The organism is Mycobacterium sp. (assembly GCF_035499775.1).
In the GTDB taxonomy this organism is placed as follows: Bacteria; Actinomycetota; Actinomycetes; order Mycobacteriales; family Mycobacteriaceae; genus Mycobacterium.
In genome coordinates this window covers 13,254-34,074 of record NZ_DATJYB010000238.1, presented here as the reverse complement: position 1 = coordinate 34,074, position 20,821 = coordinate 13,254, and the positions used below count along the sequence as shown (strand labels likewise).

General features: G+C 68.3%; 16 protein-coding genes. 14 read left to right on the top strand and 2 right to left on the bottom strand.

The features are described 5' to 3' along the window. On the bottom strand, positions 1–1,623 hold a 1,623-nt coding region (locus tag VML93_RS15910; RefSeq protein WP_325612043.1), incomplete at its 3' end, for a serine/threonine-protein kinase PknH/PknJ. Positions 1,624–1,681: 58 nt separating this feature from the next. On the opposite strand from VML93_RS15910, the gene VML93_RS15905 reads away from it, so the two are divergent. From VML93_RS15905 to eccA, 10 genes are all read left to right on the top strand, one after another. Continuing rightward, a complete protein-coding gene (locus VML93_RS15905; RefSeq protein WP_325612047.1) occupies positions 1,682–2,200 on the top strand; it encodes a pullulanase in 519 nt (172 codons plus the stop codon). A gap of 148 nt (positions 2,201–2,348) precedes the next feature. Then, a complete protein-coding gene (locus VML93_RS15900; RefSeq protein ID WP_325612041.1) occupies positions 2,349–4,496 on the top strand; it encodes a serine/threonine-protein kinase in 2,148 nt (715 codons plus the stop codon). 242 nt (positions 4,497–4,738) lie between these two features. Continuing rightward, the gene (locus VML93_RS15895) at positions 4,739–5,071 is read left to right on the top strand and encodes a WXG100 family type VII secretion target (protein ID WP_325612040.1); all 333 of its coding nucleotides are present in this window, start codon (positions 4,739–4,741) and stop codon (positions 5,069–5,071) included. Positions 5,072–5,120: 49 nt separating this feature from the next. Next, the gene (locus VML93_RS15890; protein ID WP_325612038.1) at positions 5,121–5,414 is read left to right on the top strand and encodes a WXG100 family type VII secretion target; all 294 of its coding nucleotides are present in this window, start codon (positions 5,121–5,123) and stop codon (positions 5,412–5,414) included. Between the two features lie 62 nt (positions 5,415–5,476). Then, a complete protein-coding gene (locus tag VML93_RS15885) occupies positions 5,477–6,328 on the top strand; it encodes an ESX secretion-associated protein EspG (protein WP_325612037.1) in 852 nt (283 codons plus the stop codon). 35 nt (positions 6,329–6,363) lie between these two features. After that, positions 6,364–7,374 carry a MinD/ParA family protein gene (locus tag VML93_RS15880; protein ID WP_325612035.1) on the top strand — a complete coding sequence of 337 codons (1,011 nt, stop codon included), beginning with the start codon at positions 6,364–6,366 and terminating at the stop codon, positions 7,372–7,374. Between the two features lie 11 nt (positions 7,375–7,385). Then, complete coding sequence (eccD, locus tag VML93_RS15875; protein WP_325612033.1) at positions 7,386–8,873, top strand: type VII secretion integral membrane protein EccD; 1,488 nt, start codon at positions 7,386–7,388, stop codon at positions 8,871–8,873. Then, positions 8,870–10,522 carry a S8 family serine peptidase gene (locus VML93_RS15870; RefSeq protein ID WP_325612031.1) on the top strand — a complete coding sequence of 551 codons (1,653 nt, stop codon included), beginning with the start codon at positions 8,870–8,872 and terminating at the stop codon, positions 10,520–10,522. Before eccD ends, VML93_RS15870 begins: the two co-directional genes overlap by 4 nt. Next, on the top strand, positions 10,519–12,057 hold the full coding sequence (eccE, locus tag VML93_RS15865; protein WP_325612030.1) for a type VII secretion protein EccE: 1,539 nt from the start codon (positions 10,519–10,521) through the stop codon (positions 12,055–12,057). Before VML93_RS15870 ends, eccE (VML93_RS15865) begins: the two co-directional genes overlap by 4 nt. Before the next feature lie 33 nt (positions 12,058–12,090). After that, positions 12,091–13,941 (top strand): type VII secretion AAA-ATPase EccA, encoded by a 1,851-nt coding sequence (gene eccA, locus VML93_RS15860; protein ID WP_414686367.1) that lies wholly within the window; start codon positions 12,091–12,093, stop codon positions 13,939–13,941. Between the two features lie 13 nt (positions 13,942–13,954). On the opposite strand, the gene VML93_RS15855 is transcribed toward eccA, so the two are convergent. Next, positions 13,955–14,602 (bottom strand): DUF7161 family protein, encoded by a 648-nt coding sequence (locus VML93_RS15855; protein WP_325612028.1) that lies wholly within the window; start codon positions 14,600–14,602, stop codon positions 13,955–13,957. A 122-nt stretch (positions 14,603–14,724) separates the two neighbouring features. On the opposite strand from VML93_RS15855, the gene VML93_RS15850 reads away from it, so the two are divergent. From VML93_RS15850 to eccE (VML93_RS15835), 4 genes are all read left to right on the top strand, one after another. Then, positions 14,725–15,987 (top strand): DUF7373 family lipoprotein, encoded by a 1,263-nt coding sequence (locus VML93_RS15850; protein WP_325612026.1) that lies wholly within the window; start codon positions 14,725–14,727, stop codon positions 15,985–15,987. 39 nt (positions 15,988–16,026) lie between these two features. After that, complete coding sequence (locus VML93_RS15845) at positions 16,027–17,934, top strand: serine/threonine-protein kinase (protein ID WP_325612025.1); 1,908 nt, start codon at positions 16,027–16,029, stop codon at positions 17,932–17,934. A gap of 143 nt (positions 17,935–18,077) precedes the next feature. Next, positions 18,078–19,427, top strand: coding sequence for a type VII secretion-associated serine protease mycosin (gene mycP, locus VML93_RS15840; protein ID WP_325612023.1), 1,350 nt, complete (start codon positions 18,078–18,080; stop codon positions 19,425–19,427). Next, positions 19,424–20,812, top strand: coding sequence for a type VII secretion protein EccE (gene eccE / locus VML93_RS15835; RefSeq protein WP_325612022.1), 1,389 nt, complete (start codon positions 19,424–19,426; stop codon positions 20,810–20,812). Before mycP ends, eccE (VML93_RS15835) begins: the two co-directional genes overlap by 4 nt. Positions 20,813–20,821: the final 9 nt, after the last annotated feature.

The following is a 20,821-nucleotide window of genomic DNA, read 5'->3' as shown; positions in this document are numbered from 1 at the left end:
ACGCACCATGCTCAGCGCCTCCGCGACGTGGGTCATCGACAGGGTGCCGTCGGTGTTGGACAGCGGGCCGAAGGTCCAGCGACTCTCGGTCCCAGCGGATGACTGGTCGGTGTAGGTGCGATTCGCGCAGGCCGACCACTGCGGCACCTGATCGGAAACCAGTTTCTGGGCGGCATCGGTGCTCGGAAAAGCGATCACCGCCTGGATGATGCTGGCCACGTCCTTGCTGGCATTAGACAGAACTTGCGATCGCACCCCGGTCGATCCGGCGCCGCCGTAAACCTGCGCGGTCCCCGGCAGCCAGGCACCGACGCAGTCTTGCTCCGAGATTTTATAGGGGCCGGCCAGCAAATAGTTCACCGACGCGGTGGGCCTTACATCAGGTACGGCCACGATGGCGCTGACCTGGTTGGCGGACAACAACAGCCGCGTTAGCCCGGTGGGGAGCACCGGTCCTGCCGGGGTGGTGGTTGTCGGTGGGCCGGACGCTGAGCTGGCCGTCGGCGCCGAGGGTGGCGGATGCGAGCGTGCGGTCAGGGTCACGGCCGTGATGGCGGCCGCCGCGGTGAGGACGAGGACCGCCAGTGCCGCGAGGATGCGGCCACGACGACGGCGCCGGAAGCCCGGCGGCGGTGGTAAGCCCGGTGGCGGCGGGAAGCCCGGCGGCGGGTGCCAGCCGGGGGGCGGGGTCGGGATTTGGGGGACCGGTTGCCCGGTGGCCGTCGTGCTTACCGCCGCGTCGTTGAGGGCCGCCGCGGCGGCCGCAGCCAGCTCGCCGGCCGAGGAGAACCGTTGTGCCGGGTCTTTGGCCATCGCGGTGGCGATCACCGCATCCATGCGCTCCGAGAATCCCGGGACTCGCTCGGTGACCCTGGGTGGTGGCGTCTGCAGATGTGCTGCCACCAGCGCGGGCAGGCCGTCGGCAGGGAACGGCGGCTGGCCGGTCAGCAGCCGAAACAGCGTGCCGCCCAACGAATACAGGTCGGCCCGATGATCGACGGGGCCGCCGGCGAGCACCTCAGGTGCGGCGTAGCAGATGGTGGCCAGCACCGAATCGGTGACCGTCAACCCCACATCACCGAGTCCGCGGGCAATCCCGAAGTCGCCCAACATCACTCGTTCGTCGGGGCCGACCGGGCCGGACAACAGGAAGTTGGACGGCTTGATGTCACCGTGCACCACACCGCGCTGGTGGGCGAAATCGAGCGCCTTACCGACCTGCCCGATGATGTGCACCGCACGGGCCGGGGCCATCGCCCCCGCCCGCAACACCGCCTCGGCGTCGGCGCCGTCGACGAACCGCATCGCGATCCAGAACTGGCCGTCACACTCGCCGCGCCGGTAAATCAAGACGATGTTGGGGTGATCCAGCGCCGCCGCCGCGTCGGCCTCCCGGACCAACCGGGCGCGAAAACCGCCGTCGCGGGACAGTTCCGGGCCGACCACCTTCAACGCGTCATTGCGCGGAAAATCCGGATCCCGCACCAGATACACCGTGCCGGTGCCGCCGGCACCCAGTACCCGCTCGACCCGATAGCCGGCGAACACCGAGCCCACGCTCAGCGTCGCGGGCCCCAACCCCGGACCTGCTCCAAAGCCGGACATCGGATCAGTAGAGGCCATTGGCACCTAGTAGACCATGGGTGGGAACCGCCAGCGGGGGCACCGCGTCGGACCAGGCGTGGAGTACTGCATCGGCGGTGACGACGGCACGGCGTCCATCTGGAATCGCCCCTTTGACCTGGACCTCGACGGCGACGGCCACCTGGACGCGATCGGACTGGATATCGATGGTGACGGGATGCACGACGACGCACTGGCCGATTTCGACGGCGACGGGGTGGCCGATCACGCTGTGCTCGATCTCGACAATGACGGCACCCCGGAAAGCTATTTCACCGATGATGGTTCGGGGACGTGGTCGGTGGCGCTGGACCGGGGCGGGCACTTGCGCTGGTTCGGGCTCGACGGCACCGAACACACCGGCGGTCCGCTGGTCGACTTCGACGGCATCGGCATGCACGGCCGCCCCGACGACCTGCTGCTCGACGCCGACGGCGACGGCGTGGCCGACCGGGTGTTATGCGCCGGTCAAGACGGTGTGACCGGATACGTGGACACCGACGGCGACGGCCACTGGAACGTCCGGCTGACCGACACCAACGGCGACGGACTCGCCGACGGCGCCAGCAACCTGTAGCCGCGGACGGTAACCAGGCCACCGGTCCCGGTAGCGTAGTCGCAAATACCGGCATACTGGTTTGACTGCGATAGGTTTCGTCAACGCAGCGTCCTGGCTGGTTTATCGTTCCAGCTAAGTGTTTGGCGACCGGTTACCTGGAGGGGCCATGGAAGGCGGGACGCCGTTCGGGCGCTACAGGTTGATGGATCTGCTGGGCCGCGGCGGCATGGGAGAAGTGTGGCGGGCTTTCGACACCGTCACCGAACGGACCGTGGCGCTGAAGGTATTGCCCACCCAATACGCCGGCGACGCCGTGTTCCAGGAACGTTTCCGGCGGGAAGCCAGATCCGCCGCGGGCCTCGACGAGCCGCACGTGGTGCCGATCCACGACTTCGGTGAGGTGGACGGACGGCTGTTCGTCACAATGCGGCTGATCAAGGGCCGTGACCTGGGCAGCATTCTCGGCGAGGGACGGATGGATGCGTCGCGCGCGGTGGGGATCATCGACCAGGTCGCCTCGGCCCTGCATGCTGCGCACCAGGTCAATCTGGTGCACCGCGACGTCAAGCCGTCCAACATCCTGGTCTGCGAGGACGACTTCGCCTACCTGATCGATTTCGGGATCGCCCGCATCGTCGGTCAGACGGCCCTGACGAATACCTCCAGCGTCATCGGCACGTGGGCGTACATGGCTCCGGAACGCCTCACCGCCGGCCAGATCGACGCGCGTGCCGATATCTACGCCCTGGCCTGCGTGCTGTACGAGTGCTTGACCGGCAGCCAGCCGTTCCGCGGGGACAGCATGGAACAACAGATCGGCGGCCACCTGACCATGCCGCCGCCGCGCCCGTCCGATCGGCGCACTGACGTCCCCGCCGAACTGGACGCCGTCATCGCCAAGGGGATGGCCAAGAAGCCGGACGACCGGTACAGCACCACCCGCGAGCTGGCGCACGCCGCCAGAACTGCGCTTACCGGTCCCATACCCCGGCAAGATCCGCTGCCTCCGGTCATCACCGGACCTCCCCACAACCCGTATCCGCAGCCCGTCGACGTCACCAACCGCACCCCGCCGCCGGGCACTCCGCTACCCACCGACCCCACCCAGTACCGGGCGGCACCGTATGGCTCGACTCCGCCGCCGGGACCGATCCCCACACCGGTGCCGCCGCCGGGCGGTCCGTCACCCACGGACGCCACCCAGTACCGGGCGGTGCCCTATGGCTCGGGCCCGCCGTCGGGGCCCATTCCGCCACCCGTGCCGCTACACGGCGGCCCGCCGCCGGCCGATCCGGGCCTCTACCGGCCGATGCAGTACAGCTCGACCCCGCCGGCGGCACCCACGTCGAACAAGGGCAAGGTCATTGCGCTGTCGTCTGTCGGGGCCTTGGCGGTCGTGGTGGCGCTGGTCGTCGGGCTCGTCTGGTGGAACTCCGGCAACGGTGGCGAGGACACTTCGTCACACGCGCGCCCCACCCCGACGGAAGTTCCCAACAGCGGTCCGTTCACCGGAGCCTTCACCGCGGCGATGGGGCCCGCGACCCTGACTGACGGAACACCCGCCAAGGGTGACTCCGCGCCCTACACGGCGCCGTGGCGGCTGCGGTCGGTCTGCGGCTCCAAGGGCTGCGTGGCCACGGCGGCGAGCGGCGGCAAGTTTCCGGTAAGGGACCTGGTGTTCGACAAAGTGGGCGACGGCTGGATCGCCGTCTCTAATTACCGAATAAAGTGCGGGTTCCGCGATGACGACGAGGCGTGGAACGTGGTCTCGCTGCAACCGCAGGCCGACGGGAGCCTGTCGGGTGAGTCGAGCGAAACCACAGTCAACGGGTGCTTCACCAAACGGACCATCGCCTTCAGCAGGACCGGAGACACCGACATCTCCGCGCTGCCCGACCCGGCAACCCTGCCCGCCCGGGTGGTGTCTGCGGCAGAAGCACTGCACGGCGCCTACGACTCCCAAACGGTCTATGCGAACGGCGCGAAATCCGTCGTCGACCACTTCCGGGTGCGGACCGACTGCCTGCGCGCCGGCGACCGGTGCATGAGCAGGTTCTTCGACCCGAAGCGCGGCGGAGGCCAAACCTTCGTCTTCGCGGTCGGGGCATGGAGCCGGAACGAGGAGTTCGACAGCTCGTGCTCGTCGGGAGGCACCAACCACGTCACCTACACCGCATCGCTGCCGCTTCCACAGCCGACTCCGAACCCGATTCCGGTGCTCAGCGGGCACGGCTATGACGAAGTCAAGGGGGCGCCCGGGTCGACGTGCCACAGCCAGGCCTTCGACGAGACGTTCACCCGCACCGCCGACTAGGCGTGCGGGTCGCCGAGCGTGCACAGAATGCCAGCCGGACCGGCGTGTCGCTGTACATTTGCGCACCCTCGCGACGCAAGCCGGCCTGCTCCACCGTTTGACAGGTGGCTAATTCTGGTGTCCACTAAACAGCCTGTTGGGCCTGGTTACAGCCCCTGCAAGGTGAAGTGACAGCTTGCGCCGGCCGGTTTAGTTTCATCACACAACCCGGCCCGGGAGCTTCGAAAATCGAGGAGAAACACATGGCAGACGGCGGTACCACGAAGGCGTTTACGGAATTGCTGCGGACCACTCAGCAGCACGTCGAATCCGCGCTCCAGACCGCGACAGCAATCGCAAACGAGTACCTGCACGGCCACGAGGACGTCGTCAACGTCTCGTCGTGGAGCGGCCAGGCTGCCACCGCCTCACTCACGACAGCGGCTCAAATCCACCACGACCTCACGCAGACCATCACCGGTGGTCAACGACTGGCGGACGGCCTCGGTAAGTCCGCGGTGCTCTTCGAGCACCACGAAGACGACGCCGCGCACGGCATGCAGAGCCTGTTCGGCGCGGGAACCGCGGCGACCTAAGCCATCTCCGGAATCCGACTTCGAGAACTTCACCTTAAGGAGCAGGGAATTGAGCGCGAATGAGATCACCTATCACTACGCCACCATCGGAGGGATGTCCTCCGACACTGCGCAGCGCGCAGCTCACCTGATGGAGATCCATCAAGACATCCTGCAGCGCACCCAGGCGCTGGCCGACTATTTCCTGGGCAAGGGCGCGACGGCCTTCTTCGACGCGCAAAAGCAGATGCTCGACGGGCTGGAAAACCTCGCCCACCACATCACCCAGCACCACCAGGTGATGGACGCCACGATGGAAAGCGCCCAAGTAGCCGACGCCAGCGTGCAGAGCTTCTTCCTCTAAACGCAAGCGAGCTAGCGGGGGCGTACGCGCTGCGTGCGCCCCCGCGGTTGGGTCTGGACAACGTGTTGACCACCACAGTCGACGGCCTATGGGCTCTTCAGGTGCTCACGGGCATCGAAGTCGTGGCCCCCGAACTGGGGCTGCGGCCGCACCTGCCCAGCGTCGAGCCCAAACAGCTGGCGCTGGCCCACCCCGTGACGGCCGAACTGCGCGCCGCCGGCGTCATCGACGGATCCGACGTCGGCAGCACGGTGGTCGACAGCACCGTGGTGGAGTGGCTGACCGTGCTCTCCCGTCGCGATATCGCGCTGCTCATCCAGTTCGGCTCGCCGGGCGACACGTCCGGGGAACCGGCGCGGGTGCTGCTCGCCAGATTCGCCCAATGGTGGGTGGCGATGGAACGGTCCGCGGATCTGCTGCGCATCAGCGGGGCGGGAACGGCCGTCACCGAAGGCGCGGCCAGCGCGGCGCTCAACGCACAGATCGAGCGCTTGTGCGGCACGAATGTGCCCGCGCCCTTGCGCCCCGTCACGCTGGACGCCGATGCCCTGCAGACCGCCGCGACCAGCCGGGAAGCCCTGCACAGATTCCTGAACAGTCAGTCACTGGAAGCCGACCAGGTGCAGATGCTGGCACTGGCCGCCGATCCCGAGCGGTCGGCCCAGGCTTCGATCGTCGCGATCCAGTCCGGAGTGGACACCGGCCGGCCCACCCGGGCCTATGTCGAGCCGAGCGCGGTGACGATCATCGATACACCGGAAGGACGGCTGGTCGCCGAGCACACCTATACCTCCGGCAAAAAATGGATGATCATTGCCCCGGGCACCAAGAGCAACGTCGCGGCTGCGCTCAACCATTTGGTGCGGCGGCTGCCCGCCGATCAAGAATGGTATTCGTACCGCAAAGTTGTGTAGTCGAGAGGTATCGCGCAAATGTTAGTAGCGGCATCGTGACAAGCCCGTGGACGACGTCGTCCAATTCTCCGGAGCAGGGCGGACCCGCCGCACGCTACCAACGCCAAGATTCCGTATCGGGAACGCTGCGCATCTCCGATATGGTCGCGCCGCGCAAAATCCCACCGGGCTCCGGATGGCGCAAATTCATATACCGCCTGTCGTTCCAGAACCTCAACTTCGGCGAATCGCCCGCCGAAAGGCACTACCGCGAATTGCAGGAGCGGATACGGCGCCACATCCGCAAGCAGTATGTGATCGGGGTGGTGTCCGGCAAGGGCGGCGTCGGAAAGACCACGATGACCGCGTGCATCGGCGCGGTGTTCCGGGAATGCCGGCCCGAGAACGTGGTGGCCGTGGACGCGGCCCCCGGATTCGGAACGCTGGCCGGTCGCATCGACGAGGCGCCGCCCGGCGATTATGCCGCCGTGCTGAACGACACCGATGTCCAGGGCTACGCGGACATCCGAGAACACTTGGGGCAGAACAGCATCGGACTCGATGTGCTGGCCGGCAACCGGGCTTCGGACCAGCCCAGGCCGTTGGTGCCGTCGATGTTCAGCGGTGTGCTGTCACGACTGCGCCGCACGCACACGGTCATCGTGGTCGACACCTCCGACGATCTCGAGCACCCGGTGATGAAGGCGGTGCTCGACGCGTGCGACACGCTGGTCTTCGTGTCCGGCCTGACTGCCGACACTTCGCTGCCGGTCACCCGCTCGATCGATCTGCTGCGGTCGTTGGGCTATCACGAATTGGTGTCGCGCAGCATGGTCATCCTCAACGACAGCCGCAATAAATACGATCCGGAAGCGCGCGCGTATCTCACCGAACGGTTCGGACAGTCGGGGGCGACCGTCGAGTTCATGCCGTACGACCCGTATCTCGCCAAGGGCGGCATCATTGACACCCAGCACGAATTGAAGAAAAAGACACGACTTCGGCTATTCGAGATCACCGCGGCACTGGCTGACAAATACATTCCAGATGCCGACAGGCCGCGCTAATGCCCCCAGCGATGGGTAAGGTGTCGTTTCCGGCTCGGTGCGCGGTTGCGGTCGTCTGTGGGGAACACCTCGTTTCGCAGGTCTACCCGGCCTCGGTGCCGATCGAGGTGTTCATCGACGACATCGTCGAGCTGCTCAACGACGAGCTCAAACGCCGCGGCTTTGCCGGGCTGGAGCCCGGCGTCGGATACGAGCTGCACAAGGCCAACGGCGTGCGGCTCGACGTCACCAAGACGCTCGACGAGCTCGGCGTCGAAGACGGCGCCACGCTCGCGCTGGTGCCCGCGGTGGAAGGCGAATCGTTCGAGCCGCAGTACGAGTCGCTGTCCACCGGACTGGCCCGGATCGGCAAGCAGCTGTTCGACCCCGTTACCGTCCAAACCGCCTTGCACACAGCGCTTTTCATCTTGGCAATGGTCGCGGCGACGGTGCTGGGTCTGGCCCTGTGGCAGCGCACCGCGAGCGATTCGCTGCTGCCCAGCATCGTGACCGCCGCTGCCGGTCTGTTGGCCGCCGGCGGCGCGGCGGCGGTGTGGCGTTGGTGGCCGCATCGCGCCGACATGGTCGACGGACTCGGTTGGCTTGCGGTGCCGCTGCTGGTGGTCAGCCTCGGGTGCGGCGCGCCCGGCAAACTCGGGTCCGCGCACCTGTTCATCGCCGCCTTGGCCGCCGCTGTGCTGACCTGCGGTCTCGCCGCGGTGACACGACGCCATATCAACGTGGCGGCAACGGTGGTGACCCTGTGCGGGCTCGGCGGCGCGGTCGCGGCGGCCCGGATGTGGCGACCGGTTCCCGCCCAGTGGCTCGGCATGTGCACCCTGGTCGCGTTGTTGCTCTTGCTGACCCTGGCCCCGACGATCGCGCTGTGGGTGGCGCGGATCCGGCCACCCTACTTCGGGTCCATCACCGGGCGTGATCTGTTTCGCCGCAGCGCCGGTCTGCCGCCGGATGTGGTCACGCCCGTCAACGAAGCGGACGAGAATGCCGACGAGGAAGCGAACCCGGATACCACCCCGCGCGGCGCACAGATCGCGGCCGCGGCGAAACGCGCCAATGCCGTCCTGACCGGCATGTGCGTGGGCGCCGGACTGGCACTGCCCGCCGCGGTGTGGGCGACCCTGATGCCGGGAGGCGAGCGCGGCGTGCCCGCCGCGGTGCTGGCCGGGCTGTTCGTGGTGATCTTCATCAGCCGGGGAAGGGCATTCGCCGACAAAGGCCAGGCCGTCGCGCTGGTGTGCGGCGCCGCGGCGGCGGTGTGTGTCGGCGTCGTCAAATACGTTGTGCACGAATCCGGTTCGGCCCACTCGGTGCTGTGGGGCGCGCTGGTGCTGGCCGGGTTCGGCGGGGCCGGCCTGCTGGCGGCGCTATTGGTGCCGGTCACCAGGTTCACCCCGTTGGTGCGGATGACCGCCGAATGGGTGGAGATCGCCGCGGTCATCGCGGCCCTGCCGCTGGCCGCCTGGATCGGCGGGCTGTTCACCTGGGTACGCATGCGATGACTCAAGTATCGGGATCGCGGGGAGCGCTGCAGCGGATCGCGGCGCTGGTGCTGGCGGGTCTGCTGGTGGTGCCGTCAGCGAGCCTTCCTGCGGCGCGGGCGATTCCGCCGCCGAAGGTCGATCCCAGTCGGGTACCGGCAGATGGCAAACCGGCGTCCGATCAGCCGATGCGGCAAAGCTTCGCATGCGCGCGGACGATCACCGTCGCCGACCCCAACGTGGCAGTCGCCGCGCCGGGTTTCACCATGCTGAACATCAGCAAGGCCTGGCAGTACTCCACCGGCAACGGGGTGCCGGTGGCCGTCATCGACACCGGCATCAACCCCAGCCGCCGGCTGCCGGTGGTCGCGGGCGGCGACTACATCATGGGCGGCGACGGGCTGACCGACTGCGACGCGCACGGCACCATCGTGGCCTCGGTGATCGGGGCTGCGCCGCAGGGCATTCCGATGCCCGCACGGATGCCGGGCACTCCGGCGTTCCCGGCGCCGGCCGGGCCGCCGCCGGCCGACGCGGGGGCCCCACCGCCCGGCGGTCCACCGCCACCCCCCGCGCCTCCACCACCGCCTTCTCCGGTGACAATCACCCAAACCGTGTCGGCGCCGCCACCGCCACCGCCGGATGTGCCGTCAAACGCGCCGGGGGATCCCGGCACCGAGCACTCCGACGATCCCGAGGTGCCACCACCGCCGCCGGGTGCGCCCGACGGAGTCGTCGGCGTCGCGCCGCACGCGGTGGTCATCTCGATCCGCCAGTCCTCGCGAGCCTTCGAACCCGTCAACCCCGGTCCCGGCGACATGGAGGGTCGCAAGAAGGCGGGCACCATCGCCTCGCTCGCCAGCGCAATCGTGCACGCCGCCAACATGGGCGCCAAGGTGATCAACGTCAGCGTGACGGCGTGCGTGTCGGTTGCCGACCCGCTGGACCAGGGCGCGATCGGCGCCGCGGTCTGGTATGCCGCCACCGTGAAGGACGCCGTGATCGTCGCCGCGGCCGGCAACGACAGCGAAGACGGCTGCGCCCAAAACCCGTCGTTCGACCCGCTCACCGCGTCCGACCCCCGCGACTGGCACCAAGTCAAGACCGTGTCGTCGCCGTCGTGGTTCTCTGATTACGTGTTGTCGGTGGGCGCCGTCGACAACACCGGTGCGCCGATCAGCAAGAGCCTGGCCGGGCCCTGGGTGGCCGCCGCGGCCCCCGGCGTCGGGATCATGGGGCTGTCGCCGGACACCGGCGGCCCGGTCAACGCCTACCCTCCAATTCGCCCGGGCGACAAGAACATGCCGATCTGGGGCACCAGCTTCTCGGCCGCCTACGTCAGTGGGGTGGTCGCCTTGGTGCGGGCCAAATATCCGGGGTTGTCTGCGCACCAGATCATCAACCGGATCTTGCAGACCGCGCACAATCCGCCGCGCGGCGTCGACAATCAGGTCGGTTACGGAGTGGTCGACCCGGTGGCCGCGCTGACCTTCGATGTTCCTGCGGGAGAGCGACTTCCACCGGAGGCTTCCAGTCGTGTGATCACGCCCGCTGCGCCGCCACCCGCGCCGGATCACCGGGCCCGCACCGTGGCGCTGGTATTCGCCGGTGTGGTCGCGGCTGCGGTCGGCGTCGCCTGGCTGATCGCGCGGGCACGGCGGCAGCGATGAGTGCCGGGACGAAGCTGACGACCATCGTCGGCGTGTTCATCTCCACCCTGGTCGGCTGGGCCGTCGGTGAATATGCAGGTGCTGCAGCCGGTTTGGTACTCGGAGTCGCCGTGGGCGTGGTCAGGTGGCGCGGCCAGCCGCTGTGGTCGTGGCTGGCGCTGTGGCTGCGGCGGCGGCGCCGCATCGAGTGGACAGAACCGCTCACGGTGGTCAACGATCGCGCCGGTGGCGGAGTCCGGTACCAGGACGGCATCGCGGCGGTTGCGGTGCAGCTGCTCGGGAAGGCCCACACGCCAACGTTGTTCACCGGGTCGACGTCCACGTACACCGAAAACGCGTTCGACATCACCGATCTGCTGCCGCTGCTGCACCAATGCCTCGGTCTGAGCATCGATTCGCTGAGTGTGATCAGCGCCGGGGCCCGACGGCGCAGCATCGGCGACTACCCGCGGGTGTACGACACGCTGATCGGCACCCCGCCGTATGCCGGTCAGCGGGAAACCTGGTTGGTCGTGCGAATCTCGGCGCTGGACAACGCCGAAGCGCTGCAGTCGCGCACGTCGCTGGGCACCGCGACGCTGGCGGCTGCGCAGCGGATCGGCGCGGCCATGCGGCAACAGGGGATTCGCGCGAAAGTCGCGACCGCCACCGACATCGTCGAGATGGAACGACGGTTGGGCCGGCCCGCGCTGGACGTGCCCAACAGGCGCTGGCGCTCGGTTCGCGGTGACAACGGGTGGCTGACGACCTACTGGTACCCGCCCGACGACATCACCGCCGAGAAGCTGGCCCAGGCCTGGTCGATGCGGGCCGACGGAATCATCCAGAACGTCACACTCTTTCGGGACGGCGGCGCCACCGCGACGGTGACGGTGCGTAGCGCACAACCGCCGACGGCCCCGCCGAGCACGATGTTGAAGACGTTGCCGGGCGAGCAGGCGCAGGCCATCGCGGCCAATCTGTGCGGTCCGATGCCGTCGCTGCACAGCATTGGCCGGGGAGTGCTGCGCGGCCCGCTCGTCGTCCCCATCGGACCGTCGGGGGTGCTGCTGGGCAAGGTCGCCGGCGGAAACCGGATGATGCTGCCGCTGGACGACGCGGGGGAGTTCAGCCGGGTGCACATCGCCGCCGAGGGTTCGCTGGCCAAGCGGATCGTGGTCCGGCTGGCCGGGGCCGGCGAGCGGATCACCGTGCATACCCGAAACACGCAGCGGTGGAGCAGCGTTCGGATGCCCGACATCGCCGTGACCGACCAGCCCAAGCCGGTCTCGGGCACGACGGTCAGTGTGGTGGACGGCACGCTGACCCCCGCTCCGCGGCCGAACACCCTGATCTCGGTCGCCGAACCGGGCGAGCAATACCGGGGCACCGCCAACGTGCTGATCACGCAGACGGGTGCGGCGACGGTGGAGGTGACGGCCGCGGATCAAGTGCATGCGGTGGAGGTGGAGTTGTTCCGCGCCGAGAACCGCTACGTCTCCGCCGAGCCGACTGTGTTACGGACCGGTGAGCTCGAATCGGTTGACACACAATGACGAGTACCAAGAGAAGACGAGTACCAAGAGAACATGACAAGCACCACAGGAACGGCCGCCGCCCGCAAGAGGTTCGACCAGGCGATGACGTTGCTGGACTCCGACGCGACCGGCGCCGGGGCGCGCTTTGCCGAGGCCACCGAGATCGACCCGTCGATGGCCGACGCCTGGTTGGGCCGGATCGCCGCGGGTGACGAGACGTTGCCGACGGTGCAGCAGCTCTACAAGTACGGCGCCCGGCTGCACCGGGAGACGAACCGGCTGGGGGTGCGCTTGTCGGCGCCGATCAAAGCCGGTCCCTACCTGTCTATTTCGGTGACCGAGGCGTCGCACGCCGGCCTGGCGCTGGCCAGTGCGCTCATCGATGACCGCCAGTACGAGAAAGCCGAAGCGCTGCTTGCGGATTCGGCGCTGCTGGACACCTGGGAAAATCATCAGTGGCAGCAGTACATCGAGGCCTACCTGATGTTCGCCACCCAGCGCTGGCCGGACGTCGTCTCGGTGGCGGCGGCCATCTTGCCGCCGCAGGCCATCATCATGTCGGCGGTCACCGCGGCTACCTGCGCGCTGGCGGCCCATGCGGCGGCACATCTCGGGCAGGCGCGGGTCGCGCTCGACTGGACCGATCGGGTCGAGCTGCGCAGCGGACACGCGGGCCCGTCCGAAGCTCGTCGCCGCCATCACGAAGCCGCCATCACCGCAATCGATCCCAGCGACTTTCCATTGATCGCGGCCGACCTGTGCTACGTGCGGGGGATGGCGCATCGGCAGCTCGACGAGGAGCACGAGGCGCAGATCTGGCTGTCCAAGGCGACCATCAACGGCGCGCTGCTCGAGGCCGCCAAACAGGCGCTGGCCGACCCGTCGCTGCAGCTGGTGATCACCGACGAACGCGCCATCGGCACCCGCACCGACAAATGGGACGTCGGCACCGAGCGGTCCGAAAACCAGCGCCGCGAGGAGGAGAACGACGAACGGCGCGGCCAACTCCTGGCGGAGGGGCGGGCCCTGCTCGACAACCAGGTCGGCTTGGCCGACGTCAAGCGTGCGGTGGCCGAACTCGAGGACCAGATCGAGGTTCGGGCGCTGCGTCTGGCGGCCGGTCTGCCGGTGGCCAATCAAACCAACCACATGCTGCTGGTCGGACCGCCCGGGACCGGCAAGACCACCACCGCGGAGGCGCTGGGAAAGATCTACGCCGGCTTGGGCATCGTGCGCCATCCCGAGATCGTCGAAGTCAAGCGGGCCGACTTCTGCGGGGAACACATCGGCGCCTCGGGCCCCAAGACCAACGAACTGATCAACCGCTCACTGGGCCGGATCCTGTTCATGGACGAGTTCTACTCACTGGTGGAGCGCCATCAGGACGGCCGTCCGGACATGATCGGCATGGAGGCGGTCAACCAGCTGTTGGTCGCCCTCGAGGTACACCGCTTCGACTTCTGCTTCATCGGCGCGGGATACGAAAAGGAAGTCGACGAATTTCTCACCGTCAACCCGGGCCTGGCGGGCCGCTTCAACCGCAAATTGCGGTTCGAGTCCTACACGCCCGACGAATTGGTGGAGATCGCGGTGCGCTACGGGGGGCCGCGCGCCACGGTTCTCGAGCCCGCCGCGTGCGAAGCGCTCAACGCGGCGTGTGCGAAGCTGCGCGGCTACCGCGCTGCCGACGGCACGCACGGCATCGACGTCATGCACAACGGCCGCTTCGCCCGCAACGTCGTCGAACGCGCCGAGCGGCTGCGGGATTCGCGAGTGGCCGCTCAGCACCGCAGTGACAAGGGCTCGGTGACCGTCGAGGACCTACAAACGCTGCGCGCCGGCGACGTGACGGTCGCAGTCAAAGACGCGTGTGCGGAAAAGCATGTGCCGATCCACCTGTGAACTCCACGCGCGGTCAGTCGCGGTAATCGATTGTCGTGGTAGGTGTTCGGTCGGCCACCCGGGCTGCGACGGCGCGGTGCCAGGATGCGGGATAGGTGAGTCCGAACGGGTCGGCCGCGCGGAACTGGGCATCGGTGCGGTAGGTCGTCATGACGCCTCCCGCCTGCAGGTCGGTGGCAAGTTTGTGCACCAGCTCGTCGGCCACCCGGGCGAGGCCCTTGAGTTCGGTCGCGGCTGACACCGGGATCGGGTCGGTACCGTCTTCCCAGCCGCGGACGTCGGCTTCGTCGACATTGAGGTACTGGGCGATCCAGGGTCTTGTCAGGCCGAGATATTCGTAAAAGCAACGGAATTCGGCGGGCGTCAGGGTGCCGTACTGCTGCGTCGGAACGGCCAGCAGATAGTGTGGCAAGGTCACGGTGTTGTTCGGTTCACCCGGCTTGTAGACGATGAGCGCGCCGTACACGTTCGGTGTGTCGTCGGCGATGACGACGTCCTGGCCGTGATACGCCGGTGTGCCGTCGGTGAATTCCGCAGGTACCAGACTGTCGTCGACGACGAAATCGCTGTCCGGGTCGTAGATGCGTGCGGCCTGACCGCGCAGCCCATCCTGATTCAGGCCGACGGTCATCGCCGGTTTCTCGTGCGCCGTGGTGATCACCACCTTCCTTGAGGCTCGATGATGGCAAACGGCACCTCGACCGGCATCGGAGGCCCGCAAAATATGCCCGCGCGGCGAAAGACAACTGCGGTTACGCCGCCCGCTCTTAGGATGAGCTAGCCATGAGACTTGTCCGACTTCCCGCACGGGCCGGCGCGAAGGTGCGCAAAATGCCGTCGGCGGCCGGCGTGTTGCGTGCACCTGCGCGCGCTCGCGGGGCAAATGCCATAGCCCTGGTGGCAGCGGTCGTGTTCAGCGCCGGCTGCACGTCGAACCAGGGCGGCGGCGCGGTGAAGTCCACCGGGGCGGCGCCCTCGACGGTCAACCTCGCAATGTTGGATCCCGGCAGCTATCCGCGCACACCGCGTCCGCCGCTGGGCACGGTGGGAAACGAGGACGCCGGGCGTTTGGCGGAAAGCCGTCGCCTGGCTGACAACACCATCGGCCCGTGGGAGGTCGAGCCGGCGTTGATCGAGTCGCACTCGACGCCGACCGGAGCGATGTCCACGACCAAGTCGTTGACAATGGTGTTCTCCGAAACCCTGGCGGGGCGGGCGGGGGCACATCACTATCTGCTCGGGTTTGTCAGCGGGCGGACGTCAGCGGCAGACGACAGGATCCTCGACAACGCGGTGCTGCGGTTCGCTTCGCCGGAAGACGCCGCGGCCGCCGCCGCCGACCTCGCCGCCACCGACCCGGTCACACCGCTGCCGATCCCGCGCCACCCCGAAACGCTTGCCGATACGGCTAAGACCGCTACGGGTTTTGAGGCTTCGGCGTTCACCTCGCACGGCACCTACCTGCTCTACCAACACGCGGGGGCCAAGGACAGCGCGGGTGCGGTCGCCGATCTGATCGCCAGGACGCTGGACTTGCAGGGCGCGTTGATCGACCGGTTCCAGACAACGCCGGTCGATCAGTTCGCCACCCTGCCCAAAGACCCCGCCGGGTTGCTGGCCCGCACAGTACCCGCGGCGAACCCGACGATCGATGAGGGGGCCGTCTTCCAGCCGCACGGCGCACTTCATTTCAGAGGCAACCCGGACGAAGCGGAGGCGGTGTTCACCGAGGCCGGCGTGCTGCGCGTGTCGATCGACCGGACGACGGTGTATGAAACCGTCGACACGCCCGGCGCACTGCGCGCCGTCGACGGGCTGATCCACCTGAAGGACATTTCGCAGCTGGGCTACAAACCCGTCGGCGGCATCAGCGGACTGCCCGGGGCCCGCTGCTTCGACCGCGGCTCCGGCCAGTCGCACGACGAGTCGGTGCGCTTCATGTGCGTCGCCTCGTCCGACCGCTACGCGATCCAGGCCACCGCGGCCCAGGAACCGGACGCGCACCAGGCGATCGCCGCCCAGTACCTGATCCTGGCCGCCGCGTGAGCAGAGGGCGTCTGCTCGGCCAGGGAAGGTGACCCGGCGATGCCGCTGTCTGCAGGAACCCTCGTCGCGGGCTACCGGATCGAGGGCGTGCTGGGCTCCGGTGGCATGGGCACGGTCTACATCGCACGCCATCCCACCTTGCCGCGCAACGATGCGCTGAAGATCCTGTCCGCCGAACTATCCGTCAACGACAGATTCCGGGCCCGCTTCATCCGCGAGGCCGACCTGGCCGCCACGCTCAATCACCCCAACATCGTCACGGTGTACGACCGCGGCCAGACCGACGACGGCCACCTCTGGATCGCCATGGAGTACGTCGACGGCCTGCCCGCCGATCAGCTGGCCGGCGCCAACCGCACCCCGGCCCGGATCGTGCGCATCATCACCGACGTCGCCAGGGCCCTCGACTACGCCCACTCCCGCCGGGTGCTGCACCGCGACGTCAAACCCGCCAATTTCCTGATCTCCGGGGCCGGTGCCGGCCAGCAGGAAGAACGAACGCTGTTGGCCGACTTCGGCATCGCCCGAGCGCTCGACGACGCCACCAGCCTCACCGCAACCGGCTCGCTGGTGACCACCGCCGACTATGCCGCACCCGAGGCGGTCCAAGACCGGGAGGTGGATCACCGGGCCGACAGCTATGCGCTGGGCTGCTCGCTGTTCGAGCTGCTGACCGGCCGCACACCGTATGACGAGGTCCAGGGAATCGCGGCCACGCTGATAGCCCATGTGGTGCAGCCGATTCCGCCGCCCACCGACTACGTCCCCGACCTGCCGCCGGCCATCGACGACGTCATCGCCCGCGCCCTGGCCAAGGACCCCGCTGACCGCTTTCAGAGTGCCGGTGCGCTGGCCGCCGCGACCGCGGCGGCCCTGACCGGCGGCCACGCAACCCCCGATCGGGCTAACGTGACCAGACCCTGGACCACACCGCCGCGGCCGGTCGCCGCGCCGCCAGTGCCGCCACCGTCGCCACAGCGGAGGCGGCGCAGCCGCGGCGCCCTGGTGGGCGCGCTGGCGATCGCGCTCGTGGTCGCCGCGGTGGTCGCCGTCATCGTTATCAGCCAGCGCCACAACGACTTAGCGCCCTATCAACCGCAGACCCTGAACGGCACCTACGGAGCCGTCTCGCTGCAGCACCGACCGCTGGCCGTCGCCGCACTGGGCCCCGGCGATCCCGACGCGGTGTTATCCCTGGGTGTGCAGCCGGTGTTGATCGGCGGCAACCGAGACGGCTTGCCGAATTGGCTTCAAACCATGGTGCATTCGTCCGTGCCGGTGTCCCCCGGTGCCGATGCCGCCGATTCCGGCACGCTCGCGACGCTCGCCGCAGCCAAACCCGACCTGATCATCGACACCGCCGATATCGACAAACCCACCTACGACAAGCTGTCCGCCATCGCGCCCACCCTGACCCGTCCGGCCGACACCTCGCAAGATTGGACCTGGCAGACGCAGCTGAGCTGGATCGCCACCGCTTTGGGCCGCTCGGACGCCGCCAAGAAGCTGCTCGCGGACGCGGCTGCCCAACAATCCAAAATGAAGTCCCAGCACCCGGCCTTCGACGCCAAGTCGATCACCGCGGTCAACTACTCCGACGCCGGCTCCACCGTGGCCGCCCGGGTATCCGCACCGACCAATTACCTGGAAGGCCTTGGGTTCACGTACAACACGCACTATCGGCGCGCCGGCCCCGGCGACCCGGCCGTGGTGCGCCTCGACCCCGCCAAGACCGATTTCGGCGACGTTGTCCTGTTGCTGCGCACCGACAAGGCCGCCGGCGGCGGCGGGTACGGCGGCCTGCCCGCGCTGTACAGCGGCTATCGCGGCGTCCTGGTCATCGTCGACGACCCGGCCACCATCACCGCGCTCGACACCGGCGGCCCGGCGGCCACCGCGTACCTCAACGGCGCGCTGGTTAACAAGCTGGCCAGCCAGCTGCACTGAAACCCAAGCCGCGGACCGAAAAGGGCCGTCGACGTGGTCGCAAAGATTAAGATGCACGCAGGCCCGCCGCGCTGGTCAGACGTGCGTGCGAGCCGCGGCAGCGCAGCGGCTGAACGAATTTGGAAGAAGGGAGTGTCCTGGGGGTGCGCCGTTTCTTCCTGATGACGGTGGTGCTCGCAGTGCTGGCCGCGCTGACTGCGCCCGCTGCGTTGGCAATCCAGCCGCCCACGATCGATCCGGGTGCGGTGCCGCCGGATACGCTCGGGCCGGACACGCCCACCCAGCAACGCAGCATTTGCTCGGCGCCGACCGCGTTGCCGGACTCCAACTTCCACGATCCGCCGTGGAGCAACACGTACCTGGCTGTCGCCGACGCCCACAAATTCGCCACCGGGGCCGGGGTGACGGTGGCCGTGATCGACACCGGCGTCGAGGCCTCGCCGCGGGTGCCCGCGGAACCGGGTGGCGACTTCGTCGACCAGGCCGGCAACGGGTTGTCTGACTGCGACTCCCACGGGACGCTGACCGCGTCCATCATCGCCGGCCGGCCCGCACCCACCGACGGATTCGTCGGCGTCGCGCCCGACGCGCGCCTGCTCTCGCTGCGTCAGACGTCGGAGGCCTTCCAGCCGGTCAACGCGCAGGTCAATCAGAACGACCCCAATTCCACACCGGCCGCGGGATCGGTGCGCAGCCTGGCCCGGGCGGTGGTGCACGCCGCCAACCTGGGCGTGGGGGTGATCAACATCAGCGAAGCCGCCTGCTACAAGGTGACCAGGCCGCTGGACGAGGTCACCCTGGGCGCGGCCATCAACTACGCGGTCAACGTCAAGAACACGGTGATCGTCGTGGCGGCCGGCAACACCGGTGGCGACTGCACGCAGAATCCGCTGCCGGATGCGTCGACGCCTGCCGACCCTCGCGGTTGGGCCAAGGTAGGGACGATCGTGACGCCGGCGTGGTACGCACCGTTGGTACTGACTGTCGGGGGCATCGGGCAGAACGGCACGCCGAGCTCCTTCTCGATGCACGGACCGTGGGTCGCCGTCGCCGCGCCCGCGGAAAACATCGTCGCGCTGGGCTACCACGGCGAGGTGGTGAACGCGCTGCAGGGCAAGGAGGGCCCGGTGCCGATCGCGGGCACTTCGTTTGCCGCGGCGTATGTTTCGGGGCTGGCGGCGCTGGTGCGCCAGCGCTTCCCCAACCTGACTCCGGCTCAGGTCATCAACCGCATCACGTCCACCACGCGACATCCGGGAGGCGGCGTCGACGACGTCGTCGGCAACGGCGTCATCGACGCGGTCGCGGCGCTCACCTGGGACATCCCGGCGGGCCCCGCCTCGGCGCCGATCAACGTCAGGCGGGTTCCGGCCCCGGTCGCAGCACCCGGCCCCGATCACCGGCCCATCACGTATGTGGCGCTGGCGGTCGGGGGACTGACGTTGACGCTGGCCCTGGTGGCACTGGTCAGCCGCGCGTTGAGGCGCCCATGAGGAGTCCGATACGGCTGCGGTTCAGCACCGGGCACGCGGTGTGGCTGGCGGCGCTGGGCCCGCCCGCCGTCATGTTGTTCATGGACACCCGCTACCCATGGCTGGGCCCGGCTCTGGTGGGGCTGCTCGCCGTCCTGATGATGGTCACTTTCTCCGGGCGCCGGGTGACGGGCTGGGTGGCGACCGTCTTCCGGTGGTTCCGGCGGCGGCGCAAGTTGCCCAACCCCCCGTCGGAACCCGTCGTCGGCGCGACGGTGAAGCCGGGGGATCACGTCGCGGTGCGCTGGCAGGGCGAGGACCTGGTTTCGGTCATCGAGCTCATCCCCAGGCCGTTCACGCCGACGGTGATCGTCGACGGCAAGGCCCACACCGACGACATGCTGGACACCCGGCTGCTGGAAGACCTGCTGTCGGTGCACTGTCCGGACCTGGAGGCCGACGTCGTGTCGGCGGGCTACCGGGTCGGCACCACCGCAACACGCGATGTGGTCCGGGTGTATCGGCAGGTGACCGGTATCGACCCGGCTCCCGCCAGCCGGCGCACCTGGATCGTGTTGCGTGGCGATCCGAAGCGCACCCGCAGGTCGTCGCTGCGCCGCGACGAGGGCGTGCCGGGGCTGGCGCGGTACCTGGTGGCGTCGACGACGCGCATCGCCGACCAGCTGGCCAGTCACGGCGTCGACGCGGTGTGTTGCCGCAGTTTCGACGATTTCGACCACGCCACCGACATCGGCTTCGCGCGCGAGAAGTGGGCGATGATCCTGGGCCGCAACACCTACACCGTGGCCTACACGGCGCCGTCCGGTCCGGATGCGTGGTGGTCGACACGTGCCGACCACACCATCACCCGGGTCCGGGTCGTCGTCGGGGAGCCGCCGCGCTCCACGGTGCTGTTGACCACGCTGGGGAAGCCGAAGACACCACGCGGGTTCTCCCGGTTGTTCGGCGGCCAGCGGTCCGGGTTGGCCGGCCAGACCCTCGTCGCCAACCGGCACTGTCAGCTGCCGATCGGGTCGGCGGGTGTACTGATCGGCCAGACGTCCAACAAGTGTCCGGTGTACATGCCGTTCGACGACGTCGACGCCACCCTGAGCCTGGGTGACGCCCAGACTTTCGCTCAGTTCGCGGTGCGCGCGGCGGCCGCGGGTGCCGTGGTCACCGTCGGACCGCAGTTCAAGGAGTTCGCGGAACTGATCGGCGCACAGATCGGTTCGGTGGCCAAGGTGACCTGGCCGAACGCGACGACGTATCTGGGTCCGCATCCTGGCGTCGACCGGGTGATATTGCGGCACAACGGCATCAGCACTCCGCGCCACCGCCAGCTGCCGATTCAGCGCATTTCCCCACCCGAGGAAAGCCGCTATCAGCTGTCCCTGCCCAAGTAGTTCGCGGTG

Excerpts from the sequence above, each read along its gene's own strand:
- VML93_RS15870 (WP_325612031.1), top strand. The coding sequence starts at position 8,870 with ATGACTCAAGTATCGGGATCGCGGGGAGCGCTGCAGCGGATCGCGGCG.
- eccD (WP_325612033.1), top strand. The coding sequence starts at position 7,386 with ATGGGTAAGGTGTCGTTTCCGGCTCGGTGCGCGGTTGCGGTCGTCTGT.
- VML93_RS15850 (WP_325612026.1), top strand. The coding sequence starts at position 14,725 with ATGAGACTTGTCCGACTTCCCGCACGGGCCGGCGCGAAGGTGCGCAAA.
- VML93_RS15845 (WP_325612025.1), top strand. The coding sequence starts at position 16,027 with ATGCCGCTGTCTGCAGGAACCCTCGTCGCGGGCTACCGGATCGAGGGC.
- eccA (WP_414686367.1), top strand. The coding sequence starts at position 12,091 with ATGACAAGCACCACAGGAACGGCCGCCGCCCGCAAGAGGTTCGACCAG.
- VML93_RS15895 (WP_325612040.1), top strand. The coding sequence starts at position 4,739 with ATGGCAGACGGCGGTACCACGAAGGCGTTTACGGAATTGCTGCGGACC.
- eccE (WP_325612030.1), top strand. The coding sequence starts at position 10,519 with ATGAGTGCCGGGACGAAGCTGACGACCATCGTCGGCGTGTTCATCTCC.
- eccE (WP_325612022.1), top strand. The coding sequence starts at position 19,424 with ATGAGGAGTCCGATACGGCTGCGGTTCAGCACCGGGCACGCGGTGTGG.
- VML93_RS15900 (WP_325612041.1), top strand. The coding sequence starts at position 2,349 with ATGGAAGGCGGGACGCCGTTCGGGCGCTACAGGTTGATGGATCTGCTG.